The 13,569-nt window shown below is 73.0% G+C and carries 14 protein-coding genes; 7 read left to right on the forward strand and 7 right to left on the reverse strand.

From position 1 onward, the window contains the following. Window positions 1-142: 142 nt before the first annotated feature. Entirely contained in the window at window positions 143-1,819 is a 1,677-nt protein-coding gene (locus tag IE308_RS27430; protein WP_190219977.1) for a penicillin-binding transpeptidase domain-containing protein, read from the forward strand. A gap of 71 nt (window positions 1,820-1,890) precedes the next feature. Here IE308_RS27430 and IE308_RS27435 read toward each other — a convergent pair whose 3' ends face one another. Next, the gene (locus IE308_RS27435; protein WP_110628698.1) at window positions 1,891-2,253 is read right to left on the reverse strand and encodes an SsgA family sporulation/cell division regulator; all 363 of its coding nucleotides are present in this window, start codon (window positions 2,251-2,253) and stop codon (window positions 1,891-1,893) included. Window positions 2,254-2,459: 206 nt separating this feature from the next. Between IE308_RS27435 and IE308_RS27440 the strand changes: the two genes are divergently transcribed. The 6 genes from IE308_RS27440 to IE308_RS27465 all read left to right on the forward strand — a co-directional run bounded on the left by IE308_RS27440 (window position 2,460) and on the right by IE308_RS27465 (window position 7,529). Beyond that, a complete protein-coding gene (locus IE308_RS27440; protein WP_110628699.1) occupies window positions 2,460-3,515 on the forward strand; it encodes an energy-coupling factor ABC transporter permease in 1,056 nt (351 codons plus the stop codon). A gap of 1 nt (window position 3,516) precedes the next feature. After that, the gene (gene cbiQ, locus IE308_RS27445) at window positions 3,517-4,278 is read left to right on the forward strand and encodes a cobalt ECF transporter T component CbiQ (protein WP_190219978.1); all 762 of its coding nucleotides are present in this window, start codon (window positions 3,517-3,519) and stop codon (window positions 4,276-4,278) included. Further along, entirely contained in the window at window positions 4,266-5,024 is a 759-nt protein-coding gene (locus tag IE308_RS27450) for an energy-coupling factor ABC transporter ATP-binding protein (RefSeq protein WP_110628701.1), read from the forward strand. The genes cbiQ and IE308_RS27450 overlap by 13 nt, the downstream gene beginning before the upstream one ends. Continuing rightward, window positions 5,021-5,482, forward strand: coding sequence for a MarR family winged helix-turn-helix transcriptional regulator (locus tag IE308_RS27455; RefSeq protein ID WP_110628702.1), 462 nt, complete (start codon window positions 5,021-5,023; stop codon window positions 5,480-5,482). The genes IE308_RS27450 and IE308_RS27455 overlap by 4 nt, the downstream gene beginning before the upstream one ends. 352 nt (window positions 5,483-5,834) lie before the next feature. Continuing rightward, a complete protein-coding gene (locus tag IE308_RS27460) occupies window positions 5,835-6,293 on the forward strand; it encodes an organic hydroperoxide resistance protein (RefSeq protein WP_110628703.1) in 459 nt (152 codons plus the stop codon). Window positions 6,294-6,374: 81 nt separating this feature from the next. Continuing rightward, a complete protein-coding gene (locus IE308_RS27465) occupies window positions 6,375-7,529 on the forward strand; it encodes a serine hydrolase domain-containing protein (RefSeq protein ID WP_190220204.1) in 1,155 nt (384 codons plus the stop codon). A gap of 103 nt (window positions 7,530-7,632) precedes the next feature. On the opposite strand, the gene IE308_RS27470 is transcribed toward IE308_RS27465, so the two are convergent. The 6 genes from IE308_RS27470 to IE308_RS27495 form a co-directional block, all read right to left on the reverse strand. After that, complete coding sequence (locus tag IE308_RS27470) at window positions 7,633-8,583, reverse strand: NAD-dependent epimerase/dehydratase family protein (protein ID WP_190219979.1); 951 nt, start codon at window positions 8,581-8,583, stop codon at window positions 7,633-7,635. Window positions 8,584-8,710: 127 nt separating this feature from the next. Further along, on the reverse strand, window positions 8,711-8,986 hold the full coding sequence (locus tag IE308_RS27475; protein ID WP_110636606.1) for a DUF1876 domain-containing protein: 276 nt from the start codon (window positions 8,984-8,986) through the stop codon (window positions 8,711-8,713). Window positions 8,987-9,072: 86 nt separating this feature from the next. Next, window positions 9,073-9,918, reverse strand: a complete 846-nt coding sequence (locus IE308_RS27480; protein ID WP_190219980.1) for an EamA family transporter — start codon at window positions 9,916-9,918, stop codon at window positions 9,073-9,075. Next, on the reverse strand, window positions 9,915-10,436 hold the full coding sequence (locus tag IE308_RS27485; protein ID WP_190219981.1) for a YbaK/EbsC family protein: 522 nt from the start codon (window positions 10,434-10,436) through the stop codon (window positions 9,915-9,917). The genes IE308_RS27480 and IE308_RS27485 overlap by 4 nt, the downstream gene beginning before the upstream one ends. Window positions 10,437-10,566: 130 nt before the next feature. Next, window positions 10,567-12,777 (reverse strand): MMPL family transporter, encoded by a 2,211-nt coding sequence (locus IE308_RS27490; protein WP_190219982.1) that lies wholly within the window; start codon window positions 12,775-12,777, stop codon window positions 10,567-10,569. A 101-nt stretch (window positions 12,778-12,878) separates the two neighbouring features. Then, the gene (locus IE308_RS27495) at window positions 12,879-13,481 is read right to left on the reverse strand and encodes a TetR/AcrR family transcriptional regulator (RefSeq protein WP_110636609.1); all 603 of its coding nucleotides are present in this window, start codon (window positions 13,479-13,481) and stop codon (window positions 12,879-12,881) included. Window positions 13,482-13,569: the final 88 nt, after the last annotated feature.

The following is a 13,569-nucleotide window of genomic DNA, read 5'->3' on the forward strand; positions in this document are numbered from 1 at the left end:
CCGGATGCCGTCGTGACGGCTGACATCACCCCCACAGGACGGGACTCTAGGCTGGTCGCCGTCGTTGGGTGGGTGAGGGCAGCGAGGGCGACGGGGCGCCGGGCAGGGCCTGGCCCTGGGGAACACGAAGGAACGGTAGGCAGTGGGCAAGAGAAGGCGCGTCGCCGAGCGACGGAGGACGAAGCCGGCCGTGGTGGGCGGGATGCTCGCCGTGGTGCTCGGCGGCGCCGGCATCGGCGCGTACGCGCTGTACGGCGGCGGAGCGGCCGCCGACGAGCAGACGGCCGCCGCGGCGGCGGCCGCGCAGAAGGCGAAGGCCGTCAAGACGGGCCCGCTGTCCGCGGCCGAGGTCACCACGGCCGCGCGGGCGTTCCTGACCGCCTGGCAGCAGGGGCGCCTGCCCCAGGCCGCCGCCGCGACCGACGACGCCACTGCGGCGACGGCGCTGCTCACCGGCTTCACCAAGGACGCCCACATCGAGAAGGCGACGTTCACGCCGGGCACGCGCGTGGGCGACAAGGTGCCGTTCTCGGTCAAGGGCACGGTGACCTACCGGGGCATCAGCAAGCCCCTCGCCTACACCAGCTCGCTCACCGTCGTCCGGCGCGCCAGTGACGGCAAGCCCCTCGTCGGCTGGCACGCCTCCGTCGTCCACCCCGACCTCCAGGACGGCGACACGCTCGTCACCGGTGAGTCCGGCACCCCGCCGGTCAAGGCGCTGGACCGGGACGGCGGCGAGATCACCACCGCGAAGTACCCGTCGCTGGGCACGGTCCTGGACGGGCTGCGCGAGAAGTACGGCAAGATCGCCGGCGGCAAGGCGGGCGTCGAGCTGCGGGTGGTGCGCGGCAAGGAGTCCAAGGCGAAGAAGGCCTCCGACAAGACGCTGCTGGAGCTGAGCGAGGGCACGCCGGGCACGGTGAAGACCACGCTCAGCCCGCGGATGCAGGCCGCCGCCGAGGAGCAGGTGGCCAAGCGGGCCCGGGCCTCCGTGGTGGTGCTGCGGCCCTCCACGGGCGAGGTCCTGGCCGTCGCCAACAGCGGCCACGGCTTCAACACCGCGTTCCAGGGGTCCCTCGCGCCCGGCTCCACGATGAAGGTCATCACCTCGTCGCTGCTGATCGAGAAGGGTCTCGCGGGAGCGGACAAGACTCATCCCTGCCCGAAGACGTTCACCTTCGGCGGCTGGAAGTTCCACAACGACGACGACTTCGAGATCAAGAACGGCAGCTTCAAGGCGAGCTTCGCCCGTTCCTGCAACACGGCCTTCATCAGCCAGGCGCCCAAGCTGGACAACAGCGACCTGACGCGGCAGGCGCAGCAGGTCTTCGGGCTGTCGATGAACAACTGGGCCGTCGGCGTGCCGACCTTCGACGGGTCGGTGCCGGTGCAGTCGCAGGCGCAGATGGCGGCCTCGCTGATCGGGCAGGGCGGGGTGCGGATGAACCCGCTGAACATGGCGTCGGTGGCGGCGACCGTGAAGTCGGGCGTCTTCCGCCAGCCCTACCTGGTCTCCCCCGACGTCGACCACCGCACGCTGGCCACCGCCTCGCGCACGCTGTCCGCGGGCACGCTGTCGCAGCTGCGCGAGCTGATGAACTACACCGCGGCCTACGGCACGGCGGCCGAGGCGATGGCGGGCCTGGGCCCGGACTACGGCGCCAAGACGGGCTCGGCGGAGGTCGACGGGCAGGACAAGCCCAACGGCTGGTTCACGGCGTACCACGGCGACCTGGCGGCGGCCGGCGTGGTCCAGGCGGGCGGCCACGGCGGCGACACGGCGGGGCCGATCGTGGCGTCGCTGCTGCGCATGGGCTGACGGACGACGCCTGACCGACGCCACCGGCCCCGGTTCACGGCCGGGTCACGCCGAGGCCGGCCCCGGCCGCCTCACACGTGATGGGCCTCGGCCCTGTCGTACGCGGCGAGGTAGGTCCGCCGCAGGAAGCGCAGGAGCGTCTTCGACTCGAACTGGACGACGGAGACGCCCTGCGCGGAGTGGAACTCCACGATGGCCTGGACGCGTCCGCACGGCCACACCCGTACCTCGCCGCTGCCCGCCGGGGCGCGCAGGCCCTGTTCGAGGAGGGCGCGGGAGAGGGTCCACTCGTGGGTGCCGGGCAGGCCGACGCGTATGGACCGCGGATTGTCGTCGGGGTCGTATCTGAGCACGACCGGGACGGCCGACCGCTCCTCGTCCATGTCCGCGTCGGTGACGATGTGGGCGCGCGCGTACTGCTCGACTACGGACATCGGACGGCCCCTTACGCTACGTGACGTGTGCGAAAGCTGTTCATCCGCTTCCCATCCAATGTCGCATATTTTCCGGGCCGCGCCCCTTGGAGCGGGCGTATCTCACAGATGAGATAGAACCCGGGGCGACGGGGTAAGGGGACGGGCCGGCACATCCAGCGACTCGCTCTTGCAAGTCGTTCGCATTAAGCCACTATCATCGAACGGTGCACGTACCTGACGGATTCATCAACGCCCCGGTCTCCGCCGCGGCCGGCGTCGTCGCAGCCGGCGCGATCGCCGTGAGCCTGCGCGGCGCACGCCGGGAGCTGGACGAACGCACCGCGCCGCTGGCCGGACTGGTCGCGGCGTTCATCTTCGCGGTGCAGATGCTGAACTTCCCGGTGGCCGCCGGCACCAGCGGGCACCTGCTCGGCGGGGCGCTCGCGGCGATACTCGTGGGCCCCTTCACCGGGGTCCTGTGCGTCTCCGTCGTCCTGCTCATGCAGGGCATCCTCTTCGCCGACGGCGGGCTGACCGCGCTCGGCGTGAACATCACCGACATGGCGATCGTGACGACCGTCGTCTCGTACGCCGTCTTCCGCGTCCTGGTGAAGGTGCTGCCGCGCGGCCGCCGTACGGTCACCGTCGCCTCCTTCGCCGCCGCGCTCGTCTCCGTCCCGGCCGCCGCGGTCGCCTTCACGCTGATCTACGCGCTCGGCGGCACCACCGACGTGTCGATCGGCAAGGTCGCCACCGCGATGATCGGCGTGCACGTGCTGATCGGCCTCGGCGAGGCCGCGATCACCGCGCTGACCGTCGGCGCCGTCATCGCCGTACGCCCGGACCTGGTGCACGGCGCGCGCGGGCTGCAACAGCGGCTGAAGTTGCGGGTCAACGGCGAGCTGGTCGACGCGCCCGCGCCCACGGCGCCCGTCGCGGCGCGCACCTCCCGGCGGGCGCTGTGGATCGGCGGCCTGGTCACCTCGGTCGTCCTCGCCGGGTTCGTCAGCTACTACGCCTCCTCCAGCCCCGACGGCCTGGAGAAGGTCGCCGCCGACCAGGGCATCGACCAGAAGACGAAGGAGCACGCCGCCGCGGACTCGCCGCTCGCCGACTACAGCGTCAAGGACGTCGCCGACGCACGGCTGTCCGGCGGTCTCGCGGGCGTGATCGGCGTGGGCGTGACGGTCGTCGCGGGCAGCGGCGTGTTCTGGGTGGTGCGCCGGCGGCGCGCGCCGGGCGACGTCACGCCGTCGTCCACCACTGTGGAGAACGTCTGACATGGGCGCCGGGCACGCCCACCGGCTCTACCGGCACGGCCACACGCCGGTGCACGCGCTGCCGCCGCACACCAAGCTGGCCGCCGCGTTCGCCTTCGTGGTCGTCGTGGTATCCACGCCGCGGGAGGCGATGTGGGCGTTCGGCCTGTACGCCGTCCTGCTGGGGCTCGTGGCGTACCACGCGCGCGTGCCGGCCGGGTTCCTGCTCAAGCGGCTGCTGATCGAGGTGCCGTTCGTCGCGTTCGCGGTCCTGATGCCGTTCGTGGCGGAGGGCGAGCGGGTGGACGTCCTCGGGCTGTCGGTGAGCGTCAACGGCCTGTGGGGGGCGTGGAACGTGCTCGCCAAGGGCACGCTCGGCGTCGCCGCCTCCGTGCTGCTGGCCGCCACCACCGAGCTGCGCGAACTCCTCCTCGGCCTGCAGCGGCTGAAGCTGCCGCCGCTGCTGGTGCAGATCGCCTCCTTCATGATCCGCTACGGCGACGTCATCACCGACGAGATGCGCCGTATGCGCATCGCGCGCGAGTCCCGCGGCTTCGAGGCGCGGGGCGTGCGCCACTGGGGCGTGCTCGCCAAGTCCGCCGGGGCGCTGTTCATCCGCTCCTACGAGCGCGGCGAACGCGTGCACCTGGCCATGGTCAGCCGCGGCTACGCCGGCAGCATGCCGGTCATCGACGAGGTGACCGCCACGCGCGCGCAGTGGTCGTACGCGCTCACCCTCCCCCTCACGGCCCTGGTCGTCTGTCTGCTGGGATGGACCCTGTGACACCTTCTCTGGAAGTGGCCGGTCTGGCCTTCGCCTACCCCGACGGGCACCAGGCCCTGTTCGGCGTGGACTTCAGCATCGCGCGCGGCGAGCGGGTCGCCCTGCTCGGCCCCAACGGCGCCGGCAAGACGACCCTCGTGCTGCACCTCAACGGCATCCTGGGCGGCGGCACCGGCACGGTGACCGTGGCCGGACTGCCCGTCGGGAAGCGGAACATGGCCGAGATCCGGCGCAAGGTCGGCATCGTCTTCCAGGACCCCGACGACCAGCTGTTCATGCCGACGGTCCGCGAGGACGTCGCCTTCGGGCCGGCCGCCGCCGGACTGAAGGGCGCCGAGCTGGAGGAGCGCGTCGACCGGGCGCTGGAGCGGGTCGGCATGCTCGCCTTCAAGGACCGCCCGCCGCACCACCTGTCCTTCGGGCAGCGCCGGCGGGTCGCCGTCGCGACGGTGCTGGCGATGGAGCCGGAGATCCTCGTCCTGGACGAGCCGTCCTCCAACCTCGACCCCGCCTCCCGCCGCGAACTCGCCGACATCCTGCGCTCGCTGGACGTCACGGTGCTGATGGTCACCCACGACCTGCCCTACGCCCTGGAGCTGTGCCCGCGGTCGCTGATCCTCAGCGACGGGGTGATCGCGGCGGACGGGCCGACCGGCGATCTGCTCGCCGACGACACGCTGATGCGCGCACACCGGCTGGAGCTGCCGTTCGGCTTCGACCCGCGCTCCGTGACAATGGGCGCGTGACGCATACGGAGGACGAAGGGCCCGCGGGGTCGCTGCTGCTGGACGACCAGCTGTGCTTCGCGCTGTACGCCGCCCAGCGCGCGGTGACGGCCGCCTACCGCCCGCTGCTCGACGAACTCGGCCTCACCTACCCGCAGTACCTCGTCCTGCTCGTGCTGTGGGAGCGCGGCGAGACCACGGTCAAGGAGCTGACCGAGGCGCTGCGGCTCGACTACGGCACGGTGTCGCCGCTGCTGAAGCGGCTGGAGGCGGCGGGCCTGGTACGCCGGGAGCGCGCGGCGCGCGACGAGCGCTCGGTGCTGGTCGCGTGCACGGGGCGCGCGGAGGAGCTGAGGGAGCGCGCGGCGCGTGTCCCGGGGGCGCTGCTCGCGGCGACGGGGCTGGAGGCGCCGGAGGTGGCGCGGTTGCGCGAGGAGCTGTGGCGGCTCGCGGAACGGGCGGGCTCAGGCAGGCTCTGAGAGACGCCACGCCCCCTTGGCCGTGCGAGCCCCGTCTAGACCGTGCGGGCCGTCGCCGAGCCGAGGGCGCCGGCGAGCATCGAGGCGGAGAGCAGCAGCAGCCAGCGTGTGAGGACGCGGGAGCGGGGGCGGGCGGGGGGCATGGTCGTCTCCTGGGATGAGAACGCGGGGACCTGACAGCTGCATCCTTGGGCGCGCGTACGTCCCCTGCCAGGCGGGCGCGGCCGAACGGAGCGCGCCCCCGGCCGGACGGGTTACCCGCGGTCGCGCCCCCTGGCCGCGCGTGCCGACCTACCGGCCAGTACCTTGTGCGCGATGAACTTGTGCGCACCTTTTCCTGGAGAGCCCCACCATGACTGAAGGCGCCGCGGCCGGCACGCGCCCCGACACCCGCCCCACCAAGATCATGTACGTCGCCGAGGCCACCGCGCACGGCGGCCGGGAGGGGTACGTCACCAGCCACGACGGCCAGTTGGAGCTGCGGGTCGCGATGCCGCCGGAGCTGGGCGGCGACGGCAACGGCACCAACCCCGAGCAGTTGTTCGCGGCCGGCTACGCCTCCTGCTTCCACAACGCGCTGATCCTCGTCGGCAACCGCGCGGGCTACGACCTGACCGGCTCCACGGTGGCCGCCAAGGTCGGCCTCGGCCCCAACCGGCAGCGCGGATACGGCCTCGCCGTCGCCCTCAGCGTCTCCCTGCCGGTGCTGGACGCCGAGGTCGCGGCCGGGCTGGTGGACGCGGCGCACGCGGTGTGCCCGTACTCGAACGCCACCCGCGACAACATCGACGTAACGATCCTGCTGGGGTGACACCGCCAGGGAATCGCAGGCTCAGGATGGGCGTTGCTCCCACAGTCGCAGGCGATTCGAATGGCGGAGGGAAGTGCGGGCGTGGACGTGCACGGCACAGTGGCCGAGGGCTTCGAGCCGGTCAGGGAGGCGTTCGTACGGAACTTCGAGGTGCTCGGGGACCGGGGCGCGGCCGTAGCCGTTTACCGGGACGGGCGGCGCGTGGTCGACCTGTGGGCCGGCACGCGCGACGTGGACGGCACCGAGCCCTGGGAGCGCGGTACGGCGCAGATCGTGCGGTCGGCGACCAAGGGCGTCGCCGCGGCGGCGCTCCTGCTGCTGCACCAGCGCGGGGAGCTGGACCTGGACGCGCCGGTCGGCGCCTACTGGCCGGAGTTCAAGGCGGCCGGCAAGGAGCGCGCGACGGTGCGGGACCTGCTCGCGCACCGGGCGGGCGTCCCCGTCCTCGACCGGCCGCTCACGCCCGCCGAGGCCGCCGACCCGCTGCTCGGCGCGGAGGCGGTCGCCGCGCAGGCACCGGCCTGGGAGCCGGGCACCGCGCACGGCTACCACGCGCAGACCTACAGCTGGCTCACCGGTGAACTGGTCCGGCGGGTCAGCGGGCGTCCGGTCGGCGAGTTCGTCGCCGACGAGATCGCCGGGCCGGCCGGCGCCGACTTCTGGCTCGGGCTGCCCGAGGGCGCGCAGGCGCGCGTGGGGCGCGTGGGCCCCGTGGAGGCGCCCGAGGCGGGCGGGCTGAAGACCCGGCCCAAGCGGGCCGTCGCCGATGCCTACGCCGACCCGGACTCCCTCACCCGCCGCGCCTTCGCCGCGATCACCCCGCTGCCCGACGAGAACGACCCCGCCTACCGGGCCGCCGCCCTGCCCGCCTCCAACGGCATCGCCACGGCCGACGGGCTCGCCCGCGTCTACGCGGCGCTGATCGGCGAGGTGGAGGGCGGGCGCCGGCTGTTCACGCCGGAGACGGCCGCGCTCGCACGCACCGAGCAGGCGTCGGGCGCCGACCGCGTGCTGGTCGTGGGCACCCGGTTCGGCCTCGGCTACATGCTGCACGGCAGCGCCTCCCCGCTGCTCGGCCCCGGCTCCTTCGGCCACCCGGGCCGCGGCGGCGCGCTCGGCTTCGCCGACCCGGAGAGCGGGATCGCGTTCGGCTATGTCACCAACGGCTTCCGCAAGTCGGTGACGGCGGATCCGCGGGCGCAGGCGCTCGTCCGGGCGGTGCGCTCCGCGGGTTGAGCGGGGGGCGCCGTCGGGGCTGGGGTTCGGGGTTCACTGCTGCGCCGTTGTGGCTTGTCGCGCAGTTCCCCGCGCCCCTGGAGGGACGTTGTCGTCCGCCCTGCTAGGAGCGCAGGGCCTTGCGATACCAAGGGGCGTACGCGGCGAAGTCGGCGGTGAAGGGAAGTCCCGGGCGGGTCGTGACCGTCGACCACAGGCGGGTGCTGTCGTACCAGTGGTCGTGGGTCAGGAGGTCCAGGGAGCGGCGGGCCGCGGGGTCCGTCAGGCGAGCGCGCGCCTCGGCCAGGGTGAGGTTGCCCTCGGGCAGGTCCAGGTCCAGGGCCTGGCACACCGTGGTGATCAGCTCCCGCACGCTGACCGGCTCGGGGTGCCCGGCGTGCAGCACGCGTCCCCCGGACGGCTGCGGGGCGAGGGCGAGTTCGGTCAGGGCTGCGGCCAGGACGGGGGCCGAGATCAGGGAGAGGCGGGCGGTGGCGCCGTCCACCCAGTGCGGCAGCCGGTCCAGCAGCCGCAGCAGCGAGGGCACGACCCACTGGTCGCCCTCGCCGTAGACGAGGTAGGGGCGTACGACCGTGCCGCCGGCGGCCAGGACGAGGCGTTCGCCGGCCAGCCGGGTGGCGCTGGTGGCGGAGACGGGGGCCTCGGTGAGGGTGCCTTCGGGGGCGCCGCGGTGGGCGCCGTCGCCGTAGACGGCGGCGGTGCCGAGCTGGACGACGCGCCGTACGCCGCTGCGGGCGGCCTCCGCGAGCAGGGCGCGGGTGCCCTCCTCGTTGACCGCCCGGCACTCCTCCTCGGTGCCGCCGACGCGGGCGGCCAGGTGCAGGACGGTGGTGACGCCCTCGCACACGCCGTGCAGCGTGCGCGGGTCGGCGAGGTCGCCGGGGACGGTCTCCAGCTCCGGGGCCGCCGGCTCGTGCGGGCCGGGGCGGTGGTGGGTGAGCAGCCGCAGGGCGGGGCCGGGGCGTCCGGGCGGCGCGGCGGCGCGCAGGAGGGGCACGACGTGGGCACCGATGAAGCCGGTGCCGCCGGTCACGAGGACGCGTTCGCGGCTCAACTGCGGCCTTCCGCGGGTCGTCGGGACAGTGGCGCGGCGGCGGCGGAGCGGGCGCCGGGCCGCCGCTGCGCCACTGTGCTACACCGACGCGCCGCCGGGCAAGGCGGGCCGGCCGCCGGGCCGCGGTTCAGACGTGGATCGGCTGGGAGGTCCGGCCGGACGCCGTGTCGATCTCCTCGTGGGCCTTGGTGAGCAGTTGCATGGCGAGTTCGTTCAGGGCGCGGGCGCCCGCGATCTCCTCGCCGACGCGGGGCTGGTTGGAGTCGGTGTGGTGGCGGGTGGCGCGTCCGTGGGCCCGTACCTCGCTGCCGTCGGGCAGGCGCACGAGCGCCACCGCGCGTGTGTGCTGGTCGTCCTCCATGAACTCCAGCTCGACATGCCATCCCACTGTGGTGTGCATCATGACGATCACCTCCGGGACGCCGGAACACCTCTTTCCAGGGTGCTCCACGCGGCCCGCCCGCGCACGCATGGGTGCATGGGCCAAGGTCAGCCGGCCCGCAGCATGAGCCCGATGCCCACGACCAGCAGGCCCGCGGCCAGGACGCGCGGCGCCCCGAACCGCTCCTTGAAGACGAGCGCGCCGATGGCGGCGCCGACGATGATCGAGGACTCGCGCAGTGCGGCGACGGGGGCGAGTTCGGCGCGGGTCTGCGCCCACAGGACGAGGCCGTACGCCGCGACGGACAGGGCGGCGCCGAGCAGGCCGAGCCCGGCGTGGGGGCGGAGCACCGCCCAGGTCGTACCGCGCCAGCGCCACAGGGCGTAGGCGGGGACGGCCAGCCCCTCCGCCACCATCAGCCAGGCGATGTAGCCGAGGGAGGACCCGGAGGCCCGTACGCCGAGGCCGTCGACGACGGTGTACGACGCGATGGTCAGCCCGGTGGCGAGGGCGGCGCCGATCGCGGCCCAGTCGGGGCGGCGGCCGCGCAGCCCCCACAGGGCGACGCCGGTCAGGCCCGCGCAGGACAGCGCGATCCCGGCGGCGGCCCATCCGTCGGGGACCTCGTGGGCGAAGAGCGCGGCGAGGACGGTGACGACGAGGGGTGCCGAGCCTCGGGCGATCGGGTAGGCCTGCCCGAAGTCGCCGAGGCGGAAGGAGCGCATGAGCAGGACGTAGTAGGCGACGTGGATGGCGGCGGAGGCCAGGAGATACGGCCATGCGGCGGCCGCCGGGAAGGCGGCGAAGGGAGCGAGCACCGCCCCGATGAGGGTGCCGCCCCCGGCGATCAGCGTGAACCCGACGAGCTTGTCGTCGATGCGGTGGGCGATCGCGTTCCAGCTGGCGTGGGTGACGGCGGCCAGCAGGACGGCTCCGGCGACGGCGGGCGTCACGAAGCGCGCTCGCGCACGTCCACGAGGGTGGCGCCGGCGTGGGTGACGAGGTCTTGCGGTGCGATGGGGAAGACGGCGTGCGGATCACCGGCCGCCGCCCACACGATGTCGTGTCCGAGCAGCGAACGGTCGGCGAGCACCCGGGTCCGCGTGCGGTGCCCGAAGGGCGGGACGCCACCGATGGCGTACCCGGTCGTCTCGCGCACGACCCCGGCGTCGGCCCGGGTGACCTTCTGGGCCCCCAGCACCTCGCGCACGGCCGTGACGTCGACCCGGGAGGCCCCGTCCATCAGCACGAGCACCGGCTCCCCGTCCGCCGCGAAGACCAGCGACTTGCAGATCTGGCTCAGCTCACACCCGATCGCCGCGGCGGCCTCGGCGGCGGTCCTGGTGGCATCCGGGAAGCGCCGGGTCCGCCCGAGCAGATCGTCCAGCCCGAGCCCCCGCAGGGCCTCGGCAAACCGGGGGTGAGCCCCGAAGCTTCCGGTTCCGTCGGCATCAGTGGCGGAAGTCGTCATGCACGGCACGCTACGACATGCGCGCGGCCGGGCTCATCCGGGTTTTCCGGCTCGGTGCGCGAAAGAGCCGGTGAGGGTGCAGCCCCGTCCCCACGGGCACCCTCACCGGCCGTTTTTCAGGAGCTGGGCGTCAGGCCCGGACCAGCTCCCGGTTCTCGTCGCCCGTGGGGTGGGTGCGCAGGCCCTCGCCCTCGACGTCCACGTTGGGCAGGGCGCGGTCGAGCCACTTCGGGAGCCACCAGGCGCGCTTGCCGAGCAGGGCCAGGACCGCGGGGACGATGGCCATGCGGACGATGAACGCGTCGAAGAAGACGGCGATCGCGAGGCCGAAGCCGATCATCTTGATCATCGACTCGGAGGAGCCGATGAAGCCGGCGAAGACCGCCATCATGATCACCGCGGCGGCGGTGACGACGCGGGCGCCGTGCCGGAAGCCGGTGACGACCGCCTGGCTCGGCTTCTCGCCGTGGACGTGGGCCTCGCGCATCCGCGTCACGAGGAACACCTCGTAGTCCATGGCCAGGCCGAAGACCACGCCGACCATGAAGATCGGCATCATCGACATGACGGGGCCGGTCTCCTCCACGCCCAGCAGGCCGGACAGCCAGCCCCACTGGAAGACCGCGACGACCGCGCCGAGCGCCGCCATGACGCTGAGCAGGAAGCCGAGCGCCGCCTTCAGCGGGACCAGGATCGAGCGGAAGACCACGATCAGGAGGAGGAAGGCCAGGCCGACGACGAGGACCAGGTACGGGATCAGGGCGTCGTTCAGTTTCTGGGAGACGTCGATGTTCATCGCCGTGGTGCCGGTGACCAGCAGCTCGGCGTCCGTCTTCGCCTTGATGTCCGAACCCGCGTCGCGGATGCCGTGGACCAGGTCCTCCGTCGTCGTCGACGAGGGCTTGGAGCCGGGGATCACGGTGATCGTCGCGGTGTCGCCGTCCTTGTTGAACGCCGCCGGCGTGACCGTGACGACGTCCTTCATGCCCTTGATCTCGTCGCCGACCGAGGCGACCGCGGCCTTGGGGTCGGCGGCGCCCTTCGCGTCGACCACGACCATCAGCGGGCCGTTGAAGCCGGGCCCGAAGCCCTCCGAGAGCAGGTCGTAGGCGCGGCGCTGGGTCGTCGAGACCGGCTGGGAGCCGTCGTCGGGCAGGCCCAGCTCCAGCGAGGCCGCCGGGACCGCCGCGGCACCGAGGCCGACGACGCCGAGGAGGAGCACGGCGACCGGGCGGCGCACGACGAAGCTCGCCCAGCGCGTGCCCATGTTGGGCTTGCCGGAGGCCGTCTTCCGCTCCGCCCGCGCGCCGCCGAGCAGCTTGCTCTTCTGGCCGGCCGGCTTGACCTTGCGGCCGGCGTAGCCGAGCAGCGCCGGGATCATCGTCAGGGCGATCAGCACCGCGACGGCGACCGTGCCGGCCGCGGCGACGCCCATCTTCGTCAGCATCGGGATGTTGACCACGGACAGGCCGACCAGGGCGATGACCACGGTGAGGCCCGCGAAGACCACCGCCGAGCCGGCGGTGCCGACGGCCCGCCCGGCCGCCTCCTCGCGCTCACGCCCCTCGGCGAGTTCGGCGCGGTAGCGGGAGACGATGAACAGGGCGTAGTCGATGCCGACGGCCAGGCCGATCATCGTCGCCAGGGTGGAGGTGGTGGAGCCGAGGTCCAGCGTGCTGGCCAGCGCGGTGATCGTCGAGACGCCGATGCCGACGCCGATCAGCGCGGTCAGCAGCGGCAGGCCGGCCGCGAGCAGCGAGCCGAAGGTGATGACGAGGACGACGGCCGCGATGGCGATGCCGATGACCTCGGTGGCCCCGGTCTCGGGCACCGCGCTGAGCGCGTCACCGCCGATCTCCACGGTCAGCCCGGCGTCCCGCGCGTGCTGCGCGGAGTCCTTCAGGGCGTCCTTGGTGGCGTCCTGAAGCTCCATGCCGGAGACCTCGTACTTGACCGAGGCGTAGGCGATCGTGCCGTCCTTGCTGACCGCCTTGCCGGTGAAGGGGTCGGCGACGGAGGCGACCTCGGAGCCGTCGGACAGCTCCTTGACCGTCTTCTCGACGGTGGCCTTGTTGCCCGCGTCGGTGATCTTCTGCCCGTCGGGCGCCTGGAAGACGACCCGTGCGGTGGCGCCGTCGGCGCTCATCCCGGGGAAGCGCTGCTCCAGCAGGTCGAAAGCCTTCTGCGCTTCCGTGCCGGGGATGGAGAAGGAGGAGTTGCCGGCGGCGGGCGCGCTGGCCGCGCCGACTCCGGCGAGGGTCAGCAGCGCCACCCAGATGAGGGCGACGAAGTGCCGTCGCCGGAAGGCGAGGCGCCCGAGTTTGTAGAGGAACGTGGCCACGGAGGCGTACTCCCGGTCAGTCGTGGGGTCTTCAGGGCAGGTGTGATCAGCCCGACGACGTGAGCGGTGACGTCAGGTGGAGGGCTTGGACAGGGGACGTGTCAGGAGGGGGAGACGCCGAGGGCGGGGAGGACCACGGCGTCGATGTACGACAGCAGGAACGCCTGGGTGGGCGGCTGTTCGTCGATCATGGTGCGGGCGGCGAAGGCGCCGAGCAGCATGTGCATGATGTAGCCGATCGCCGGGTTGTCCTCGCGGACCTCGCCCCGGTCGATCGCCCGTTGCACCACCCGCCGGAACTCGGCCAGCTCCGGCTCAATGAGGTGCTCCCGGAACGCCTGGAGGAGGTCCGGGTTGCTGTGGACGGCCATGGCGAGCCCTCGCATGAGCGCGGAGTTCTGCTCCATCTCGCAGTCGTCCGAGCGCCGGGTGAGGGCGTGCAGGTCACCTCTGAGCGAGCCGGTGTCGATCCCGTCGAGCGAGCCGCCCGGCTTGCTGTGCCGCACCGCCTTGGCCACCAGCTCGGCCTTGCCGCCCCACTGGCGGTAGAGCGTCGCCTTGCTGGACCGGGTGCGGGCGGCCACGGCGTCCATGGTCAGAGCGTCGTAGCCGACCTCCCGGAGCAGGTCGAGCACGGCCTCGTACAGCTCGGCCTCGCGCTCGGGCGTGATCCGACTGCGACGCGCTGTCGCGACCTCAGTCACGGTCACTCACCCCTTCCGCTCCGGACGACACGGTTGCGTACGGCTGTCGTACAGGACGAATGTAGCGCAGCCGCTCTGCGAAACGAAA

Source organism: Streptomyces griseosporeus (genome assembly GCF_014656055.1).
GTDB lineage: Bacteria > Actinomycetota > Actinomycetes > Streptomycetales > Streptomycetaceae > Streptomyces > Streptomyces griseosporeus.

Bases quoted from the DNA above. Each gene is read 5' to 3' on its own strand.
- IE308_RS27435 (WP_110628698.1), bottom strand. From the start codon at position 2,253: ATGTCCGTAGTCGAGCAGTACGCGCGCGCCCACATCGTCACCGACGCG.
- cbiQ (WP_190219978.1), top strand. From the start codon at position 3,517: ATGGGCGCCGGGCACGCCCACCGGCTCTACCGGCACGGCCACACGCCG.
- IE308_RS27450 (WP_110628701.1), top strand. From the start codon at position 4,266: ATGGACCCTGTGACACCTTCTCTGGAAGTGGCCGGTCTGGCCTTCGCC.
- IE308_RS27460 (WP_110628703.1), top strand. From the start codon at position 5,835: ATGACTGAAGGCGCCGCGGCCGGCACGCGCCCCGACACCCGCCCCACC.
- IE308_RS27475 (WP_110636606.1), bottom strand. From the start codon at position 8,986: ATGATGCACACCACAGTGGGATGGCATGTCGAGCTGGAGTTCATGGAG.
- IE308_RS27485 (WP_190219981.1), bottom strand. From the start codon at position 10,436: ATGACGACTTCCGCCACTGATGCCGACGGAACCGGAAGCTTCGGGGCT.